This is a genomic window from Stutzerimonas kirkiae, from assembly GCF_004327335.1.
Classification (GTDB): domain Bacteria; phylum Pseudomonadota; class Gammaproteobacteria; order Pseudomonadales; family Pseudomonadaceae; genus Stutzerimonas; species Stutzerimonas kirkiae.
The window spans coordinates 85351-106080 of record NZ_QJUO01000005.1; the positions used below are offsets into that span (position 1 = coordinate 85351).

Consider the following 20730-nt stretch of genomic DNA (forward strand, 5'->3'; position numbering starts at 1 on the left):
CCCGTCTTATTTCGCGGGGACATCATGATCTGGCATTTGGTTGCACTCCTTTCGGCAGGCCTCGGTGCTGCCGGTATCGCCTTGCTATTACGCATGGCCAGTGGAAAAAAATTACCAAAGTGGTTCGTTCCGGCTCTCGCGGGTATTGGCATGCTGACTTACCAGATCTACTACGAGTACTCCTGGATCGACCATAAACGGACGCAATTACCTGATGGGGCCTCGATAGTACGGATCGAACAGGTACCCAGTATCTGGCGCCCCTGGACATTCGTCATCCCGATGACAACCGGCTTTACCGTGATAGACACTGCGAGAATGGTGAAGACCGAGCAGGAAGGCCAATCGTTGGCGCAGTTCTTCCTGTATCGATTCGAAAAAGCTCACGTCGACATCGTTGCCTCTCAAGCCTACCTGCTCAACTGTTCGACCAGAGAACAGGTCCTGCTGAATGAAGCCGGCGAGGTGCAAGGCCCAGTCTTCCAACTGACCAGCAGCGATCCGGTATACGAAGCCGTATGCAATTGAGCCCTGCACTGCCAATGGCCTCATAGGAACGGGCTCGCCCGCGAAGTCTTTGGCCCGTGACGCTCGACTCATGGATGAGCCTGCCCCCACGCCCCTTCTGCACCATCGCCAGATGGCACCTGGCCATATCATTGACGCCTATCAACTCCGGAAAATCCAGGATGGTTAAGCTGCATCCATATAAAACCCCATAGCCATCGAGCCAGGCAAAGACCCGGCCAAGGAATGACCGATGAAAAAGCTGCTGATGATCCCCTTCCTGCTGCTCTGCCTGCCGGCGAATGCCGACCAGGCACTGTTCCAGGCCAAGGCCTGCGTGGCCTGCCATACCCTGGAAAACCGCCTGGTCGGCCCGGCCCTGAAAGATATCGCGGCCCGCTATGCGGGTACGGAAGGTGCGGCCGCGACCCTCGCCAGCAACATCAAGAACGGCAGCGCCGGGACCTGGGGCGACCTGCCCATGCCCCCCAGCTCGGTCAGCGATGCCGAGGCCAGTACGCTGGCGGAGTGGATTCTGGGGCTTTAGGCGGTAGGCTTCAGGGCGATCGCGCTATGCCGTTATTCACAGGCAAGGTGCTTCGATAAAAGCGCTGGAGGCTGGACGAAAAGCACCGGTTGCCACGCTCTTTTGTCCAGCCTCCAGCGCTGTTTTCGGCTGTTTGCCGAGCATAGAGCGATCGCCCTGAAGCCTACCGCCTGTAGCCAGAGCATCCTTCTTGCTACTATCCCCGGCAGACCGTCATCGCCCTGTCCCGGGAAACCGCATGTATATCTATCGACTGGTGCTGCTGCTGGTGGTGGGCATCTACCTCTTCTCGCCCGCCATCATGGACTGGTGGATCGACCCGAGCGGCGCCTGGTATCGCCCCTACCTGCTATGGCTGATCCTTATCGTGGTGACCTTCATCCTGCAGAGCCAGCGCGATGCCGACGAGCTTTAGCCTCAGCCACCTGCTGCTGCTCAGCACCCTGTACCTGCTGGTGCTGTTCGGCGTCGCCTGGCTCAGCGAACGCGGCCTGATTCCCCGCGCGATCATCCGCCATCCGCTGACCTACACCCTGTCGCTGGGGGTCTACGCCAGCGCCTGGGCCTTCTACAGCACGGTCGGCCTGGCCTACCAATACGGCTACGGCTTCCTCGCGACCTACCTGGGCGTCAGCGGTGCCTTCATGCTGGCGCCGGTACTGCTCTACCCGGTGCTGCGCATTACCCGCACCTACCAACTGGCCTCGCTGGCCGACCTGTTCGCCTTCCGCTTTCGCAGCACCTGGAGCGGCGCCCTCACCACCCTGGTGATGCTGGCGGGCATGCTGCCGTTGCTGGCGCTGCAGATACAGGCAGTGGCGGACACCGTCGGGCTGCTGACCGAGACCCCGAGGCAGAAGGCCGTGGCGCTGGGCTACTGCCTGCTGATCATGCTCTTCACCATCCTCTTCGGTGCCCGCCATATCGCCACCCGCGAGAAGCACGAGGGCCTGGTGTTCGCCATCGCCTTCGAGTCGCTGGTCAAGCTGCTGTGCTTCGGCGGCATTGGCCTCTACGCGCTGCTGGTGGTGTTCGGCGGGCCACAGCAACTGGACATCTGGCTGCTGCAGAACAAGAGCGCACTGGCCGCCCTGCACGCCCCGCTGCAGGAAGGCCCCTGGCGCACCCTGCTACTGGTGTTCTTCGCCTCGGCCATCGTCATGCCGCACATGTACCACATGACCTTCACCGAGAACCTCTCGCCGCGCGCGCTGGTCAGCGCCAGTTGGGGGGTGCCGCTCTACCTGCTGCTGATGAGCCTGGCGGTGCCGCTGATCCTCTGGGCCGGCCTCAAGCTGGGCGTCGAAACCAAGCCGGAATACTTCAGCCTCGGCATCGGCATCGCCACCCGGAACGACCTGCTCGCCCTGGCCGCCTTCATCGGCGGGCTATCGGCCTCCAGTGGCCTGATCATCGTCAGCACCCTGGCGCTCTCGGGCATGGCCCTCAACCACCTGGTGCTGCCGCTCTACCAGCCGCCGACGGAAGGCAACATCTACCGCTGGCTGAAATGGACCCGGCGCAGCCTGATCCTCGCCATCATCATGGCCGGCTACGGCTTCTACCTGCTGCTCGGCGGCGAGAAAGACCTGTCCAACCTGGGTATCGTCGCCTTCGTCGCCACCCTGCAATTCCTGCCGGGCGTGCTGTCCGTGCTGTACTGGCCGACAGCCAACCGCAAGGGTTATATCGCCGGTCTGCTGGCCGGCATCGGCGTCTGGTTCGTCGGCATGCTGCTGCCGCTGATCGGCAACCTGGACGGCTTCTATATACCGCAGCTCAATCTGGTCTATGTGCTGGACGACACCAGTTGGCACCTGGCGGCCATCGCCGCACTGACGGTCAATGTGCTGACCTTCGCCCTGGTGTCGCTGTTCACCGAGGCCAGCCCCGAGGAAAGCAGCGCCGCCGAAGCCTGCGCGGTGGAAAACCTGCGCCGCCCGCAGCGCCGGGAACTGAGCGCCATCTCGCCCCAGGAATTCGCCGCGCAACTGGCCAAGCCGCTGGGTGCCAGGACCGCCCAGCGCGAGGTCGAACAGGCCCTGCGCGACCTGAAACTGCCCTTCGACGAGCATCGCCCCTATGCCCTGCGCCGCCTGCGCGACCGCATCGAGGCCAACCTGTCCGGCCTGATGGGCCCCAGCGTCGCCCAGGACATCGTGGAAAACTTCCTGCCCTACAAGGACAGCAACCCGGACTATGTCACCGGGGACATCCATTTCATCGAGAACCGCCTGGAGGAATACCACTCGCGCCTGACCGGCCTGGCCGCCGAACTCGACGCCCTGCGCCGCTACCATCGGCAGACCCTGCAAGAACTGCCGATGGGCGTCTGCTCCCTGGCCGAGGACCAGGAAATCCTCATGTGGAACCGGGCGCTGGAAGAATTCACCGGCCTGCCCGCGCGCCAGGCGCTCGGCTCGCGCCTCTCGACCATCGCCCAGCCCTGGCGCGACCTGCTGGTGGGGTTCGTGCAGCAGCCGGACGAACACCTGTACAAGAAGAAACTCTCCCTGGACGGCGATACGCGCTGGCTCAACCTGCACAAGGCGGTCATCGACGCGCCCCTGGCCCCCGGCAACAGCGGACTGGTGCTACTGATCGAAGACCTGACCGAAACCCAGACCCTGGAAGAACGGCTGGTACACTCCGAACGCCTGGCCAGCATCGGCCGCCTGGCCGCCGGGGTCGCCCATGAAATCGGCAACCCGGTGACCGGCATCGCCTGCCTGGCGCAGAACCTGCGCGAAGAACGTGAAACCGATGCGGAGATCACTGAAACCAGCAGCCAGATCATCGAGCAGACCAAGCGCATCTCGCGCATCCTCCAGTCGCTGATGAGCTTCGCCCATGCCGGCAACCGCCAGCAGGCGCTCTACCCGGTCAACCTGGCGCAGATCACCCAGGACGCCATCGCCCTGCTGTCGCTCAATCGCCAGGGCGCCGACGTGCATTACCTCAACCAGTGCGCCCCCGCCCACCAGGTCGAGGGCGATCCGCAACGCCTGGCGCAGGTACTGATCAACCTGCTGTCCAACGCCCGCGCCGCGTCCAGCGACGGCGACAGCATCCGTATTTCCAGCGAAGTGGCGGAGCAGACCGTCTACCTGATCGTCGAAGACCAGGGCAGCGGCATTCCCAGGTCGATCCGCGACCGTCTGTTCGAGCCGTTCTTCACCACCAAGGACCCCGGGCAAGGCACCGGCCTGGGCCTCGCACTGGTCTATTCGATCGTGGAAGAGCATTATGGCCAGATAGATATCGACAGCCCGGCCAACCCCGAAACCCAGCGTGGCACCCGTTTCCGTATCACGCTACCGCGCCATGTCGACGCTGCAATGCACTAGGGTCTGTTGACGTTTCGTCGCAAGCCGCGACGAAACGTCAACAGACCCTATCTGTCCCGCCGTGAGAGTACCCATGCCACATATTCTTATCGTCGAAGACGAAGCCATCATCCGCTCAGCCTTGCGTCGCCTGCTCGAACGCAACCAATACGACATCAGCGAGGCCGGCTCGGTACAGGAAGCCAGGGAACGCTACAGCTTCGCCTCGTTCGACCTGATCGTCAGCGACCTGCGCCTGCCCGGCGCACCCGGCACCGAACTGATCCAACTGGCCGAAGGCACGCCGGTGCTGATCATGACCAGCTACGCCAGCCTGCGCTCGGCGGTGGACTCGATGAAACTGGGCGCGGTGGACTATATCGCCAAGCCCTTCGACCACGACGAAATGCTGCAGACCATCGCCCGCATCCTGCACGATCGCCAACAGCCGGTCGTCGCCCCGGCCCGCGAGAAGGCCGCCGCCACATCCGCCAGCGACAGTGCTGGCAGCGACGAGTACGGGGATATCGGCATCATCGGCCGTTGCCAAGCCATGCAGGATCTCTACGGCAAGATCCGCAAGGTCGCGCCCACCGACTCCAACGTACTGGTGCTCGGCGAATCCGGCACCGGCAAGGAGCTGGTGGCGCGCGCCCTGCACAATCTTTCACGACGCGCCAAGGCGCCGATGATCTCCGTCAACTGCGCCGCCATCCCGGAAACGCTGATCGAGTCCGAACTGTTCGGCCATGAAAAAGGCGCCTTCACCGGCGCCAGCGCCAGCCGCGCCGGCCTGGTGGAAGCCGCCGATGGCGGCACGCTGTTCCTCGACGAGATCGGCGAGCTGCCGCTGGAGGCCCAGGCACGCCTGTTGCGCGTGCTGCAGGAAGGCGAGATACGCCGGGTCGGCTCGGTACAGTCGCATAAGGTCGACGTACGCCTGATCGCAGCGACCCACCGGGACCTGAAAACCCTGAGCAAATCCGGCCAGTTCCGCGAAGACCTCTATTACCGCCTGCATGTGATCGCCCTCAAGCTGCCGCCGCTGCGCGAGCGCGGTGCCGATGTGCTGGCCATCGCCGAGACCTTCCTGGCGCACCAGCGCGAACGCCAGGGGCTGGAACAGTTGCACCTCTCCCGGGAAGCGCGCCAGGCCATGCTGCACTACGGCTGGCCCGGCAACGTGCGCGAACTGGAAAATGCCATCGAACGCGCGGCCATCCTGAGCGAGGGGCCGGAAATCAAGGCGGAACTGCTCGGCATCGATATCGAATTCGACGAACTGGACGAGGACTTCGACGAGACCGCGCTGGCCTCCGGCAGTGGCAGCAACGAGCCGACCGAGGACCTGTCACTGGAAGACTACTTCCAGCATTTCGTGCTGGAACACCAGGACCATATGACCGAGACCGAACTGGCACGCAAACTGGGCATCAGCCGCAAATGCCTGTGGGAAAGGCGCCAGCGCCTGGGGATACCCCGGCGCAAGACCGGTACCACCACGACATGAAGGGTTGTTACCTGTCATGAAGGCGTAACAGGGAAACGGGGCGTTCGGTAACGAAAGCGCCGCTTTTCTTCAGGTCACCCCCTGCGAAAAAAACCCAACGCACTGATATAAAAGGATTTTTACAAATTGGCACGACAAGTGCTCTATATTCCGTACAACAACAATAACAAGCACATCCAGAATAAGAACAAAACGTACCGGCTCCAGCAAAACAACGATAAAAAGGCGGAGGCGTAGCTAACTGATTCTTTTGGAGAGGACTTGCCATCGGGGTTCGCCCCACGACCAGGCCGAGAACAACAAGACTGCCCGAGCAGTGCCTGAACTGGTTGGATCGACGATCACCGGCAACTCAGCGACCAAAGCAATCCGTTTGCTCTTTGCTCCCATCCAGTAGGAGCATTTCCGAAGGCAATGGCCGGAGGAAACGGGCAATAACAACAACAACGTGCCCGGGACCAATAACAACAAAGCACGTCACACTTTCGGGGGAGCTTCGGCTCCCCTTGTGCTTTCCGCGCTTTATCCACCATCCCCCCTCCGCCAGTGCTAGAATCCCTGACGATTCGTACCTGCCGGCAAGGCCTGTGGCCGCCGGATCGTCCGTCATTTCTTCATACAGTGCCTGTATATGCTGAAAAAGCTGTTCCAGTCCCTCCGGTCTCCCCTACGCCGCTTCCCGCTCTCTCGCCTTACGCCCGCGATACTGTCCAGCCGGCAGCATTCCCTGAAACGCAGCGAGATCAGCCGCAACGCGGTCAATGTGGTGGAACGCCTGCAGCAGGCGGGCTACCAGGCCTATGTGGTCGGCGGCTGCGTGCGCGACCTGCTCTTGCAGATGCCCCCCAAGGACTATGACGTCGCCACCAGCGCCACCCCCGAGCAGGTTCGTGCGCAATTTCGCAATGCCCGTGTGATCGGGCGCCGCTTCAAGCTGGTGCATGTGCATTTCGGGCGGGAAATCATCGAAGTCGCCACCTTCCGTGCCAACCACCCGGAAGACGACGAGGACAGCCCACTGGCATCGCGCAACGAAAGCGGGCGCATCCTGCGCGACAATGTCTATGGCACCCTGGAAGATGATGCCCAGCGCCGCGACTTCACCATCAATGCCCTGTACTACGATCCGAGTACCGAGCGTATTCTCGACCACACCCATGGCGTGCACGATATACGCAACCGCCAGGTGCGCCTGATCGGCACACCGAGGCAGCGCTACCAGGAAGACCCGGTGCGCATGCTGCGCGCGGTTCGCTTCGCCGCCAAGCTGGACTTCGAGATCGAACCGCACAGCGCCGAACCCATCATCGAACTGGCCGACCTGCTGCTCGACGTTCCCGCCGCCCGCCTGTACGACGAAGTGCTCAAGCTGTTCCTCGCCGGCAAGGCCGAGCAGACCTTCGACCTGCTGCTCGAACATGACCTGTTCGCACCGCTGTTCCCCGCCACCGCCGAGGCACTGGAGCACGACCCGGACTACACCGACACGCTGGTCCGCAACGCACTGGCCAATACCGACCAGCGCATTGCCCAGGGCAAACCGGTGACCCCGGCCTTCCTGTTCGCCGCCCTCCTCTGGCCTGCCCTCCCGGCGCGCGCCCTGGAGCTGCAGGGACGAGGTATCGCGCCGATTCCCGCGATGCAGGAAGCCGCCCACGACATCATCTGGGAGCAGTGCCAGCGCATCGCCATTCCCAAGCGCTTCACCCTGCCCATGCGGGAAATCTGGGACATGCAGGAGCGCCTGCCACGGCGCCATGGGCGGCGCGCCGACCAGTTGCTGGAAAACCCCAGGTTCCGTGCCGGCTACGACTTCCTGTTGCTGCGCGAAAGCGCCGGGGAGCGCACCGACGGCCTGGGCGACTGGTGGACCGACTACCAGGAAGCCAGCGACAGCGAGCGCCGCGGCATGATCCGTGCGCTCAGCTCGCGCGAGGAAAGCAGCGCGGCGCCACGCAAGCGCAAACGCAGCGGACGCCGCAAACGCACGGGCGAGCAGTGATGGAGCGGGTCTACATCGGCCTGGGCAGCAACCTGGCCACCCCGGTGGCACAGCTCGATGCCGCCTTGCAGGCACTGGACCGATTGCCACGTAGCCAGCGCGTCGCCACCTCGTCCTTCTATACCAGCGAACCCCTGGGACCCGCCGACCAGCCACGTTATGTCAACGCCGTCACCGCGCTCGACACCCATCTCGAACCGTTGCAACTGCTCGATGCGTTGCAAGCCATCGAGCAGGCCCAGGGCCGCGAACGCAAGGCCGAGCGCTGGGGGCCACGCACCCTGGACCTGGATATCCTGCTGTTCGGCAACCGACTGATCGACGAAGCGCGCCTGCAGGTACCGCACTATCATATGCAGGCCCGCCCCTTCGTACTCTACCCGCTGGCGGAAATAGCCCCCGAGCGGCTGTGCCTGGCGGACGGCCGTAAGCTCATCGACCTGCTCGCGGCCTGCGCGCCAGAAGGGCTGGAACGCCTCGAGCGATCGACCACGGCCTGAGCGAAGCCCCCAGGACGAAAGGCCGGCTACCGCTATTCATCGCCCGGCCTCCAGCCTTCCAGCGCTTTTATCGCTAGTGTCACGACACGCATCAACTGTCGGCATGTGGTCAGCTCTCTGTGGGAAGGGCTAGGGTGCGCCGTGCGCACCTGGGACAGCGGTGCCGAGCACTCAGGTGCGCGCGGCGCACCCTGCACAAGGCTACCGTCCGCGACATTTGATCGTTGACGCGACACTAGGGGCTGTTGGCGTTTCGTCGTGACATTCGGATTGACTTGGCAGGCCGCCATCCGGACTATAAGCGCCCCTATCGGTGCCCCGAAAGGGGGCAGCGAATCCGTTCATGCAACGGCCCAACCGTGATCCACAAAGCCTGCCCGCCACCTCACACGAGCCAGCGGGCAGGACCAATGAGGACGGCACAATGCCAGACGTAACCTTGACCACCCTGCAGGGCATGAAACGCACAGGCGAAAAAATCGCCATGCTCACCTGCTACGACGCGACCTTCGCCAGGACCGCCAGCGAAGCGGGTGTCGAAATGCTGCTGATCGGTGACTCCCTCGGCATGGTCCTGCAAGGTCACGACAGCACGCTGCCGGTCAGCGTGGCGGACATGGCCTACCACACGGCCAGCGTGAAGCGCGGCAACCGTGGCGCGATGATCGTCGCCGACATGCCGTTCATGGCCAACGCCACCCTCGAACAGACCCTGAACAACTCGGCCGAACTGATGCGCGCCGGCGCGCACATGGTCAAGCTGGAAGGCTCGGCCTGGCTGGCCGAGGCCGTCGGGCAACTGGCCGAGCGCGGCATCCCGGTCTGCGTGCACATGGGCCTGACCCCGCAGGCGGTCAACCTGTTCGGCGGCTACAAGGTACAGGGCCGCCAGGAAGCCGCCGCGCGCCGGATGCTGGAAGATGCCCGGGCGCTGGAGGGGGCGGGCGCCGCCATGCTGCTGCTCGAATGCGTCCCCAGCGAACTGGCCACGCGTATCAGCAAGGCCGTGGCGATACCGGTGATCGGCATTGGCGCCGGCAGCGGCACCGACGGGCAGGTACTGGTCCTGCATGACCTGCTCGGCCTCTCGCTCACTGGCCGTACCCCCAGGTTCGTGAAGAACTTCATGCAGGGACAGGCCGATATCCCGTCGGCCATCAACGCCTACGTCAAGGCCGTCAAGGCCGTCGAATTCCCAGCCGAGGAGCATGGTTTTTCCGCATGAACATCGTCAAGACCGTTGCCGATCTGCGCGCCGCCGTGGCGCGCGCCCGCAGCGAAGGCAAGCGTATAGGCCTGGTGCCCACCATGGGCAACCTGCACGACGGGCATGTCACCCTGGTGAGAAAGGCCGCCCAGCACGCCGATTTCGTGGTTGCCAGCATCTTCGTCAATCCGCTGCAATTCGGTGCCAATGAAGACCTGGACAGCTACCCGCGCACCCTGGCGGCCGACCAGGCCAGGCTGGTCGAAGCCGGCTGCCAGTTGCTGTTCACCCCTGGCGTCGAGGACATGTACCCGAACGGCATGCAGCAGCAGACCCAGGTCAGGGTACCGGACGTTTCCGAGGGCCTGTGCGGCCAGAGCCGCCCCGGGCACTTCGATGGCGTCGCCACGGTCGTCAGCAAGCTGTTCAACATGGCACAGCCCGATATCGCCGTATTCGGCGAGAAGGACTTCCAGCAACTGGCGGTCATCCGCAAAATGGTCCGCGACCTGAACATACCCGTGCAGGTCATCGGCGAGCCCATCGTGCGCAATGCCGACGGCCTGGCGCTCTCCTCGCGCAATGGCTACCTGACCGCCGACGAACTGAAGGCTGCCCCACGCCTGCAGCAGACGCTGAAAACCCTGGCCAGCGCCATCGCGGAAGGCCGCCGCGACTACCCGGCCCTGCTCGACGAAGGCCGGGCCGCGCTGGGCGCCGCCGGCTTCCGTGCGGACTACCTGGAGATACGCGAAGCCACCACACTGCACCCGGCAGATGAAAGCAGCAGCGACCTGGTGATCCTCGCCGCGGCCTACCTGGGCAAGACCCGCCTGATAGACAACCTGGCATTCAACCTGAGCAACTGAAGCCGCCCACCTGCGACGCCCGATACCTTGCCGAGCATCCCTGGCATCGGGCAAACTCTGCGCCGTTTTCGCCCCCGGAGGACCCCGCCATGCATGCGATCATGCTCAAGGCAAAACTGCACCGCGCCCTGGTCACCCACTCGGTACTCGACTACGAAGGCTCCTGCGCCATCGATGGCGAATGGCTGGACCTGGCTGGCATCCGTGAGTACGAACAGATCCAGATCTACAACGTCGATAATGGCGAACGCTTCACCACCTATGCCATTCGCGGCGAGCCGGGCTCGCGCATCATTTCTGTCAACGGTGCCGCGGCGCACAAGGCCGACAAGGGCCATCGCCTGATCATTTGCGCCTATGCCCACTACAGCGAGGCCGAACTGGCCAACATCAAGCCCCATGTACTCTACATGGCCGCCGACGGCGAACTGAGCCACACCAGCAACGCCATTCCGGTACAACTGGCCTGACCAACAGCCCGATTCATCGGGCTTTTTAATGCGGCAACCAGTACGATCGTCCGGTGGGTGCAGGGACGCGGTATCCCCGTATCAGCCAATGCAGTACGAAAGAAAGCGCCAACGACCGCATGCACAGGAAGCCCGTACGCGATGAGCCACTACCAGCAGCCCCTCGATGTCACCACCCTGCCGTCCTGGCAAACTCTGCGCGAGCATCGCCAGATGATGCAGGGCTTCAACATGCGCGAAGCCTTCAAAGCCGATCCCCGGCGCTTCGAGATGTTCTCGACGGGCAGTTGCGGCCTGTTCCTCGACTATTCGAAGAACCTGATCACCTCCCGCACGCGTGACCTGCTGGTCGAACTGGCACGCGAGGCGGGCGTGGAGCAGGCGGCGCGGGCGATGTTCAACGGCGAGCCGGTCAATGCCTCGGAGCGCCGCCCCGCGCTGCACACGGCCCTGCGCCGGCCCATGGGCGACAGCCTGATCGTCGACGGGCGCAACCTCATGCGCGATGTGCACGGCGCGCTGGCGCAGATGACCGATATCGTCGGGCGCATCCACAACCACCTCTGGCGCGGCTACAACGACAAGCCGATCACCGACGTGGTCAACATCGGCATCGGCGGCTCCTTCCTCGGCCCGCAACTGGTCTCCGAAGCGCTGCTGCCCTTCACCCAGCAGTCGGGGGTGCGCTGCCATTACCTGGCCAATATCGATGGCAGCGAATTCCGCGAAGTGATGGCCAACCTGGACGCGCAAACCACGCTGTTCATCGTTTCCAGCAAGTCCTTCGGCACCCTGGAAACCCTCAAGAACGCCCAGGCGGCGCGCAGTTGGTACCTGTCGCGCGGCGGCAGCGAGGAACGGCTCTATCGTCATTTCATCGCCGTGACCAGCAACGCCCAGGCCGCCATCGATTTCGGCATCCTGGAAAAGAACATCTTCCCGATGTGGGACTGGGTCGGTGGCCGCTACTCGCTGTGGTCGGCGATCGGCCTGCCGATCGCCCTGGCCATCGGCATGTCCAACTTCAAGGACCTGCTCTCGGGCGCCTATGCCATGGACCAGCACTTCCTCCACCAGCCCTTCGAAAGCAACATGCCGGTGCTGCTGGCGCTGCTCGGTATCTGGTATCACAACTTCTGGGGCGCAGAGAGCTATGCCTTCCTGCCCTACGACCACCACCTGAGAAACTTCGTCAAACACCTGCAGCAGATGGACATGGAGTCCAACGGCAAGAGCGTGCGCCAGGATGGCAGTGCGGTATCCGTCGGCACCGGCCCGGTGATCTGGGGCGGCGTCGGCTGCAATGGCCAGCACGCCTACCACCAGTTGCTGCACCAGGGCACGCCGCTGATCCCGGCGGACTTCATCGTGCCGGTGGTCAATCACAATCCGGTCGCCGACCACCACGAATGGCTATACGCCAACTGCCTGTCGCAAAGCCAGGCGCTGATGCTCGGCAAGACCCGCGAAGAAGTGGAAACCGAACTGCGCGACGGCGGCATGGACGAGCAGGCTATCCAGCGCCTGGCGCCGCACAAGGTGGTCCCCGGCAACCGGCCGAGCAACACCCTGGTCATGGAAAGCCTCAGCCCCGCCCGGCTCGGTTCGCTGATCGCGTTGTACGAACACAAGGTCTTCGTGCAGAGCGTGATCTGGGGCATCAACGCCTTCGACCAATGGGGCGTCGAACTGGGCAAGGACCTGGGCAAGGCGGTCTACCAGCGCCTGACCCGCTACGAAAACGATAACGCGGAAGATGCCTCGACCCAGGGGCTGATCGACTATTTCCGTGGTCGCCACCGCGGCTAACGGATCCCCAGCGCCCCCCGTCGAGGCGCCCGAGCAGATGTCCGCCCGAAACCGAAGCGCCGGGCGACTGTCCTACATGCCATACTTCGGCGACAATCAAGGCCATGCCACCGGCCGCAGGTGCCCCAACCAGTAAGGAGCTGGACCCCATGCCAAAAGGAATCAGACGCGCCCTCACCGCCCTGGCAACCTTCTTCCTTCTCTATGGCCTGCTGGGGTTCCTGATCATCCCCGGCGTGGGCCAGCGCATCGCCAACCAGCAACTGTCCATCTACAGCCGGGTGCCGGCGCAACTCGAGCGTATCGAGTTCAATCCATTCAGCCTGGAACTGACCCTGTTCAACCTGCGCCTGGGGCAGCCGGACGACGAGCAGGTGGCCTTCCAGCGCCTGTATGCCAACCTCGACTGGAGCAGCCTCTGGCGGCAACGACTGCAACTGAGCGAAGTGCAACTGGAGCAGCCGCGGGTCTTGGTACAGCTCGACCCGGAGGGAAATCTCAATCTGGCGCAACTGCTGCAATTGCCCGAAAGCACCGACGAAGCGCCCGCCACGGAAGACCAGGGCCTGTTCCCGTTGCTGATCGAGCGCCTCGGCCTGAACGCCGGCAGCTTGCGCATACAGGACCAGCGCCCCGGCGAAAGCGTCGACCTGAGCTACCAGGACCTGGATATCGTCCTGCACGATCTCTCCACGCTACCCGAACATAACGGCCAGGCGCGCCTGAGCGCGACGGACGCCAGTGGCGGCAGGATCGACTGGGAAGGCCAACTGAGCCTGTCGCCGCTCGCCTCGAACGGGCACCTGAGCGTCAGCCAGGTGGCCCTGCGGCAATTCTGGCCGTATGTGCGCGATGCCGTACCGCTCAGCCTGCAAGAAGGTGTTGCACAACTCAGCAGCGACTACAGCTTCTCCCTCGCCGAGGAACTCGAGCTGAAGCTGGAGAATATCGCCATCGCCCTGGCGCCACTGGCCATCGACACGGACCAGGGGCGCCCGCTGCTGCGCCTGGAGAACCTCGAACTGACCGATGGCAGCCTCGACCTGGGCAAACGGCAACTGGTCATTGGCACCCTGCGCAGCAGCAAGCTGGAAACCTGGGCCTCCCGCGAGGCCGATGGCCAGTTGGACTGGCAGAAGCTGCTGGCCAGCCCCACGGCGCCGGCGGCAGAAGCGCAGCCCGCCACCGAGCAGGCCGGGCCGCCCTGGCAGGTTCTGTTGCATGATGCGCAACTGCGCGGCTACCAGGTCCACCTGAGCGACCGGCAACCCCAACGCAAGGTGGAGCTGCTGATCGGGCCGCTGGATCTCGACCTGCAGGCCTTCGACAGCCTGGGGACTTCGCCCTTCCGGCTCAAGCTCGATAGCGGCATCGGCAAACAGGGCAAGCTGCAACTCCAGGGGCAGGCGCAACTGCAGCCGATCAGCGGCACCTTCGCGGTAACCAGCACGGATATCGACCTGCGTATCGCCCAGGCTTATCTCGAGCCCTTCATCCGCCTCGAACTGCGCAGCGGCCTGCTGGCAAGCGCACTGGACATCGACCTGCAGAGCGTCGAACCGCTGGCGTTCAGGGTCAGCGGCAGTGCCGATGTCCGGCAGTTGCATACCCTGGACACCCTGAAGAACCGTGACTTCCTCAAATGGCAGCACCTGCAACTGACAGGGCTGGACTACCGTCATGAAGAATTGCTGAGCATCGGTAGCGTGAAGCTGGCCCAACCCTATGCCCGCTTCGTGGTCAACGAAGACCTGACGACCAATATCAACGAACTGCTGATCAGCCAGGGCGGCTCCGCGCAAGCCAGCCCGGACAGTGCCGCCAGCAAGCCCCTGGGCATCCATATCGGTGAAATCACCCTGGCCGACGGCTCGGCCAACTTCGCCGACTTCAGCCTGCCACAGCCATTCGCCACCGCCATTCAGCAACTCTCGGGGCGAATCGGCACCATCGACAATCGCCAGAGCAAGCCGGCCAGCGTATCCATCGAGGGCAAGGTCGATCGCTATGCGCCGGTCAGCATCGAGGGCAGCCTGACGCCCTTCGACCCATTGCAGAGCCTGGATATAGCCACTCGCTTCAAGCAGGTGGAACTGACCACACTGACGCCCTACTCCGGCAAGTTCGCCGGCTATCGCATTCGTAAGGGGCGACTGGATCTCGACCTGCACTACCGGATCCAGGGCCGACAACTGAATGCCGAGAACAAGGTGGTGCTGGAGCAACTGCAACTGGGGGAAAAAGTCGACAGCCCCAACGCGGTGGACCTACCGGTCAAACTGGCGATAGCCCTGCTCAAGGACACCAAGGGCACCATCTCCCTGGAACTGCCGATTCGTGGCAACCTCGACGACCCTCAGTTCAGCGTCATGCCGATCGTCTGGCAGACCCTGCGCAACCTGGTACTGCGCGCGGTACAGGCGCCCTTCAAGCTCATCGGCGGGCTGGTCGCCGGCGACCATGGCGACCTCAGCCAGGTACTGTTCGCCCCCGGCAGCAGCGAACTGGATGGCAATGCCAGGAAATCCCTGGACGCCCTGGCCAAGGGCCTGCAACAGCGCCCGGCCCTGCGCCTGGAAGTCGAAGGCATGAGCGCGGCCGGCAGCGATGGCCCGCTGATCGCCGAACAGCGCCTGGAGCGCGAATACCGCAGCACCCTCTACAAGATGCTGCAGCGTCGTGGCGACGAAGTACCCGCCGATGCCGAGCAGTTGCAGCTCGACGACAGCGACCGGGCCGCGTTGCTGGAAGGCATCTATCGCAGCCGCCTCAAACAGCAGCCGCCAGCGCAATGGCAGGAGCTGGCCCGTGACGAGCGCACAGCGCGGATGAAGCAGGCGGTGATCGACTCCTGGAGCGGCAACAATGCGCTGCTGAGGCGCCTGAGCCAGGAACGCTCGGCCAATATCAAGGCTTACCTGGTCGACCAGGGCGGCCTGCAGGACCAACGCGTCTATCTGCTGGACAGCGCCCTGACCGAGGCCCGGGAAGACGGCCAGGTCGCCACGGCGCTGCACCTCGACAGCGAATGATATCCGGCGCCAGTGTCGCCTTGACGATCGACTGGCGCGAAGTAGAACGACGGATTTGCGCAAGGTGCGCCGCTTGCGCCCTATTTGCGCCCTATGGAGACTCCGCTTGTGGCTCGTGGCTTGCGGCTGTTTCTTACCGGCTGCGCATAGAAAAAACCCCATGCCGAAGGCATGGGGTTTGCCTGACCCGATGTAATTACTCGACGGCTTTCAGGCCATCGGCAGCGACATCGCGCACGCCCTTGATCTCTTTGGTCTTCTCGATGGCCAGCTTGCGCTCGGCCTCGCTGGCCACGGTGCCGGACAGCGAAACGATGCCGTCCTTGGTCTCGACCTTGATATCGGTGCCCGAGGTCGCACTGTCAGCCAGCAGCGACGACTTGACCTTGGTGGTGATCCAGGTATCCGAAACGACTTCGCCAGCCTTGTGGGCCTTCTCGTTGGCCTTGTGCATGACCTCCTCGGACTTGCTCTGCTCTTCATGATGCTCAGCCAGTGCAACACCTGCCAGTGGCAAGCTCATTACGGCAACGATGGCGGCAGCTGTCAGAGGTTTCTTGACGTTGTACATGGTGGCACTCCTGTTCTTCATGGTTTCTGCAACCTGGTTTCACACACAGGTTGCTACATGGGTATCGCAAGTCGCGTGCCAATCGGAAATAAAAAATAAACCCTTTAATATCATATAGTTAATAAAAAAACACCGAGCATCGCACATGCACTCTGCACGTTATGCACTGCAGCTACCATGCAACTTGCAATAGAGATCAAGGATCAGGTGGGTAAATTCAGGCATTGCTCCAGTGGAACCCCACACAAGGGTCAAGTCCGGCCGCGGCAACGAACGCAAGCACGGATAAAAGAAAAGGCCCCGCAGGGCCTTTTCTTCACTTACAGGCGACTCAGGCGCCGGATGCCTTGGCGGCAGCGACATCCTTGATCGACAGCTTGATGCGGCCACGGTTGTCCACATCCAGCACCAGCACTTCGATCTCCTGGCCTTCCTTGAGGATGTCGGTGACCTTCTCGACACGCTGATCGCTCAGCATCGAGATATGCACCAGGCCATCCTTGCCGGGCAGGATGTTGACGAAGGCACCGAAGTCGACGATGCGCTCGACCTTGCCGATATAGATCTTGCCGATCTCGGCCTCTGCGGTGATGGACAGCACGCGCTGCTTGGCAGCCTCGGCGGCTTCCTTGGTTTCGCCGAAGATCTTGATCGAGCCGTCGTCCTCGATGTCGATCGAGGCCTTGGTTTCTTCGCAGATGGAACGGATGGTGGCGCCACCCTTGCCGATCACGTCGCGAATCTTGTCCTGGTCGATCTTCATCGAAATCATGGTCGGGGCATTGGCCGACAGTTCGCTGCGCGACTCGGCAATGACCTGGTTCATCTGCCCAAGAATGTTCAGGCGCGCTTCCAGCGCCTGATTCAGGGCGATTTCCATGATCTCTTCGGTGATGCCCTGGATCTTGATGTCCATCTGCAGCGCGGTGACGCCCTTGGCGGTACCGGCCACTTTGAAGTCCATGTCGCCCAGGTGGTCTTCGTCACCGAGGATGTCGGTCAGCACGGCGAACTTCTCGCCTTCCTTGACCAGACCCATGGCGATACCCGCCACCGGCGCCTTCAACGGCACACCGGCGTCCATCAGCGCCAGGGAAGCGCCGCAGACCGAAGCCATCGAACTGGAACCGTTGGATTCGGTGATCTCCGAAACCACGCGGATGGTATAGGGGAACTCGTCGGCGCTCGGCAGCATGGCGGCGACGCCACGGCGGGCCAGGCGGCCATGGCCGATTTCGCGACGGCCGGTGGCGCCCATGCGGCCACACTCGCCCACCGAGTAGGGCGGGAAGTTGTAGTGCAGCAGGAAGGGGTCTTTCTTCTCGCCTTCCAGGGTATCGAGCAACTGCGCGTCACGCGCGGTGCCGAGAGTGGCGACCACCAGGGCCTGGGTTTCACCACGGGTGAACAGCGCGGAACCGTGGGTACGGTCCAGCACGCCGACTTCGATGGCCAGCGGGCGCACGGTGCGGGTGTCGCGGCCATCGATACGCGGCTTGCCGTTGACGATATTCTCGCGCACGGTGCGGTATTCGATCTCGCCGAAGGCGGACTTGACCTCGTCTGCGGAGAACTGGCCTTCGCCGGCCAGGACAGCGATCACCTGGTCGCGCAGCTCGTCCAGGCGGTTGTAGCGGTCCTGCTTGATGGTGATGGTGTAGGCCTGGCTGATGGCCTCGCCGAACTGGCTGCGGATGGCACCCAGCAGCACGTCGTTGGCTTGCGGCGCCTGCCAGTCCCAGGCCGGCTTGCCAGCCTCGGCGGCGAACTCCTTGACGGCCTGGATAACGGTCTGGAACTCCTGGTGGGCGAACAGTACGGCGCCCAGCATCTGGTCTTCGGTCAGCTCCTTGGCTTCCGACTCGACCATCAGTACCGCGTCCTGGGTACCTGCCACCACCATGTCCAGGCTGGAAGCCTTGAGCTGCTCGTAGCTGGGGTTCAGCAGGTAGCCGCTTTCCGGATGGAAGGCTACGCGGGCAGCGCCCAGCGGGCCATCGAACGGAATGCCGGAAACCGCCAGGGCAGCGGAAGTACCGATCATCGCGGCGATGTCGGGATCGGTCTTCTTACTGGTGGAAACCACGGTACAGATGACCTGCACCTCGTTCTGGAAACCTTCCGGGAACAGCGGACGGATCGGACGGTCGATCAGACGCGAAGTCAGGGTCTCTTTCTCGGAGGGACGCGCCTCACGCTTGAAGAAACCACCGGGGATCTTGCCCGCGGCGTAGGTTTTTTCCTGGTAGTGGACCGACAGCGGGAAAAAGCCCTTGCTCGGGTCGGCGCTCTTGGCCGCCACGACAGTGACCAGGACAGTGACATCGTTGTCGACACTGACCAGTACGGCGCCGGATGCCTGGCGAGCGACACGGCCCGTTTCGAGGGTAACGGTCGATTGACCGAACTGGAATTTCTTGATTACCGGATTCACGGATTTTCCTTCTCTTTGTTGCCTTTGGGGAAATCGGCAGAACGTTCGGGGATCGGCCCGCAACCCTCTGCAAGAAAGCCTGAAGCTGAAAGCCGAAAGCTGGAAGCAAGAACGACGTCCTGCTTCCAGCTTCCGGCTTCCAGCTTCCAGCTCGCTTGCGTCTTAACGACGCAGACCCAGACGACCGATCAGGGTGCTGTAACGAGTGGTGTCCTTGCCCTTCAGGTAATCCAGCAGCTTGCGACGCTGGTTGACCATACGGATCAGACCACGACGGGAGTGGTGGTCCTTGCCGTTGGCCTTGAAGTGCTCCTGCAGCTTGTTGATGTTGGTAGTCAGCAGTGCAACCTGCACTTCCGGGCTACCGGTATCACCTTCGGCTTGCTTGTACTCGTCAACGATCTGGGCTTTTTCTTGAGCGCTCAGTGCCATGTCATGGACTCCTAAGTGAACAGGCCGGGACATATTCCCGTGTTGAGTAAAAGGTATGACCGTGCCTGTCGACAGCCACCCTCGTAACGCACCGCCAGCATTGGCGATACGTCTCGGTCATTCCGACCGAATCAGCCGACGCGGCTCGATACGCCCGTCGTCTCCCACTTCACCGATACCGATGAAGCGGCCATTCTGATCCTGCACCCGCAACATGCCGAAGGCCGGGGCCTGGGGTGCGCGCACGGGTTGCCCATGCAACCAGTAGAATGCGCTGTGCTCAGACAGCTGCAGCACGGGCCAGTCTTCCAGGCCACTGTCGACCGGGTTGAGAAACCCATCCAGCGCCTCGGCCCCCGACTCGCCATGCAGGCGTTCCAGCTCTTCCAGGCTGACGGTCCGCTCCAGCCCGAAGGGGCCGGCCTGGGTTCTGCGCAACTCGGCGACATGCGCGCCACACCCGAGCACCTGGCCGATATCCTCGACCAGGGTGCGGATATAGGTGCCCTTGCTGCAGGAAACGCCAAGGCGAGCCTTGTCACCATCCAGCCCCAGCAATTCGAGCCGGGCAATAGTAACAGAACGCGGCTCGCGCTCCACTACTTCACCCGCCCTGGCGAGCTTGTAAAGAGGCTGGCCATCGCGCTTGAGCGCCGAATACATCGGCGGCACCTGCTGGATTTCGCCACGGAAGCCAACCAGTGCGGCCTCCAGTTGCTCGCGGCTGACGCTCACCGGGCGGCGCTCCAGCACCTCGCCCTCGGCATCCGCCGTGGTGGTGATCACCCCCAGTTGCATCACGGTCTCATAGGCCTTGTCGGCATCGAGCAGATACTGGGAAAACTTGGTGGCCTCGCCGAAGCACAGTGGTAACACACCAGTGGCCAGCGGATCGAGGCTGCCGGTATGCCCGGCCTTCTCGGCATTCAGCAGCCAGCGCACCTTCTGCAACGCGGCATTGGAAGTGAAGCCCCGCGGCTTGTCCAGCAGGATGACGCCGTCGACCTTGCGGCGGATACGTTTGACCTGGGCCACCCTTCACTCCTTGCCGTCGTCGTCGCGCTCTTCGCGCTTGCGATCTTCCGCCAGCGCGCGCTCGATCAACGAATACATCTCGGCGCCACGGCGGATACTGGCGTCATAGTGGAAGTGCATCTGCGGAACGCTACGCAGTTTCATCAGTTTGCCCAACTGCATGCGCAGAAAACCGTTGGCATCGTTGAGTATGCGCAGATTGTCCGTAATCGCCGCCTGGTCCTCATCCTGCCCCATGAGCGTGATGAACACCTTGGCATGGGAAAGATCACGACTGACCTCGACCGCCGTGATGGTCACCAGCCCCAGGCGCGGGTCCTTGATCTCTCGCTGGATCAGTTGTGCCAGCTCTCGCTGCATCTGATCGCCGACCCGCTGGGTACGACTGTATTCTTTGGCCATAACTCTGCCTCAAGCTGCAAGCTGCAAGCTGCAAGCTGCAAGAAAATTTTCGCCGCAAAACCAAACGGCAAGCCCAT

Annotated in this window: 17 protein-coding genes; 12 read left to right on the top strand and 5 right to left on the bottom strand. The window is 63.0% G+C overall.

All coding sequences use genetic code 11. The features are described from left to right. Positions 1 to 24: 24 nt before the first annotated feature. The 12 genes from DNJ95_RS04915 to DNJ95_RS04970 all read left to right on the top strand — a co-directional run bounded on the left by DNJ95_RS04915 (position 25) and on the right by DNJ95_RS04970 (position 15779). The gene (locus tag DNJ95_RS04915; RefSeq protein WP_131183610.1) at positions 25 to 528 is read left to right on the top strand and encodes a hypothetical protein; all 504 of its coding nucleotides are present in this window, start codon (positions 25 to 27) and stop codon (positions 526 to 528) included. 232 nt (positions 529 to 760) lie between these two features. Beyond that, positions 761 to 1054: a c-type cytochrome gene (locus DNJ95_RS04920; protein WP_131183611.1), complete on the top strand. Its 294-nt coding sequence runs from the start codon at positions 761 to 763 to the stop codon at positions 1052 to 1054. A 238-nt stretch (positions 1055 to 1292) separates the two neighbouring features. Beyond that, positions 1293 to 1469 (top strand): hypothetical protein, encoded by a 177-nt coding sequence (locus tag DNJ95_RS04925; RefSeq protein WP_131183612.1) that lies wholly within the window; start codon positions 1293 to 1295, stop codon positions 1467 to 1469. Beyond that, positions 1453 to 4401, top strand: a complete 2949-nt coding sequence (locus DNJ95_RS04930; RefSeq protein WP_131183613.1) for a sensor histidine kinase — start codon at positions 1453 to 1455, stop codon at positions 4399 to 4401. The genes DNJ95_RS04925 and DNJ95_RS04930 overlap by 17 nt, the downstream gene beginning before the upstream one ends. A gap of 73 nt (positions 4402 to 4474) precedes the next feature. After that, positions 4475 to 5890: a sigma-54-dependent transcriptional regulator gene (locus tag DNJ95_RS04935; RefSeq protein WP_131183614.1), complete on the top strand. Its 1416-nt coding sequence runs from the start codon at positions 4475 to 4477 to the stop codon at positions 5888 to 5890. 631 nt (positions 5891 to 6521) lie between these two features. After that, entirely contained in the window at positions 6522 to 7892 is a 1371-nt protein-coding gene (locus DNJ95_RS04940; protein WP_131183615.1) for a polynucleotide adenylyltransferase PcnB, read from the top strand. After that, the gene (folK, locus tag DNJ95_RS04945; protein ID WP_131183616.1) at positions 7892 to 8392 is read left to right on the top strand and encodes a 2-amino-4-hydroxy-6-hydroxymethyldihydropteridine diphosphokinase; all 501 of its coding nucleotides are present in this window, start codon (positions 7892 to 7894) and stop codon (positions 8390 to 8392) included. Before DNJ95_RS04940 ends, folK begins: the two co-directional genes overlap by 1 nt. Positions 8393 to 8816: 424 nt before the next feature. Further along, positions 8817 to 9617 (top strand): 3-methyl-2-oxobutanoate hydroxymethyltransferase, encoded by an 801-nt coding sequence (gene panB / locus DNJ95_RS04950; protein ID WP_131183617.1) that lies wholly within the window; start codon positions 8817 to 8819, stop codon positions 9615 to 9617. Then, complete coding sequence (gene panC, locus DNJ95_RS04955; protein ID WP_131183618.1) at positions 9614 to 10468, top strand: pantoate--beta-alanine ligase; 855 nt, start codon at positions 9614 to 9616, stop codon at positions 10466 to 10468. The genes panB and panC overlap by 4 nt, the downstream gene beginning before the upstream one ends. Before the next feature lie 89 nt (positions 10469 to 10557). After that, positions 10558 to 10938 (top strand): aspartate 1-decarboxylase, encoded by a 381-nt coding sequence (gene panD / locus DNJ95_RS04960; RefSeq protein WP_131183619.1) that lies wholly within the window; start codon positions 10558 to 10560, stop codon positions 10936 to 10938. Positions 10939 to 11079: 141 nt separating this feature from the next. After that, on the top strand, positions 11080 to 12747 hold the full coding sequence (gene pgi / locus DNJ95_RS04965; protein WP_131183620.1) for a glucose-6-phosphate isomerase: 1668 nt from the start codon (positions 11080 to 11082) through the stop codon (positions 12745 to 12747). 149 nt (positions 12748 to 12896) lie between these two features. Beyond that, the gene (locus tag DNJ95_RS04970; RefSeq protein ID WP_131183621.1) at positions 12897 to 15779 is read left to right on the top strand and encodes a DUF748 domain-containing protein; all 2883 of its coding nucleotides are present in this window, start codon (positions 12897 to 12899) and stop codon (positions 15777 to 15779) included. A 196-nt stretch (positions 15780 to 15975) separates the two neighbouring features. On the opposite strand, the gene DNJ95_RS04975 is transcribed toward DNJ95_RS04970, so the two are convergent. The 5 genes from DNJ95_RS04975 to rbfA form a co-directional block, all read right to left on the bottom strand. Beyond that, the gene (locus DNJ95_RS04975) at positions 15976 to 16350 is read right to left on the bottom strand and encodes a BON domain-containing protein (RefSeq protein ID WP_131183622.1); all 375 of its coding nucleotides are present in this window, start codon (positions 16348 to 16350) and stop codon (positions 15976 to 15978) included. A gap of 331 nt (positions 16351 to 16681) precedes the next feature. Then, positions 16682 to 18784, bottom strand: coding sequence for a polyribonucleotide nucleotidyltransferase (gene pnp, locus DNJ95_RS04980; protein ID WP_131183623.1), 2103 nt, complete (start codon positions 18782 to 18784; stop codon positions 16682 to 16684). Positions 18785 to 18946: 162 nt separating this feature from the next. Further along, positions 18947 to 19216, bottom strand: coding sequence for a 30S ribosomal protein S15 (rpsO, locus tag DNJ95_RS04985; RefSeq protein ID WP_131183624.1), 270 nt, complete (start codon positions 19214 to 19216; stop codon positions 18947 to 18949). Between the two features lie 117 nt (positions 19217 to 19333). Further along, positions 19334 to 20251, bottom strand: a complete 918-nt coding sequence (gene truB, locus DNJ95_RS04990) for a tRNA pseudouridine(55) synthase TruB (RefSeq protein WP_131183625.1) — start codon at positions 20249 to 20251, stop codon at positions 19334 to 19336. A gap of 3 nt (positions 20252 to 20254) precedes the next feature. Beyond that, positions 20255 to 20653 carry a 30S ribosome-binding factor RbfA gene (rbfA, locus tag DNJ95_RS04995; RefSeq protein WP_131183626.1) on the bottom strand — a complete coding sequence of 133 codons (399 nt, stop codon included), beginning with the start codon at positions 20651 to 20653 and terminating at the stop codon, positions 20255 to 20257. Between the last annotated feature and the right edge of the window lie 77 nt (positions 20654 to 20730).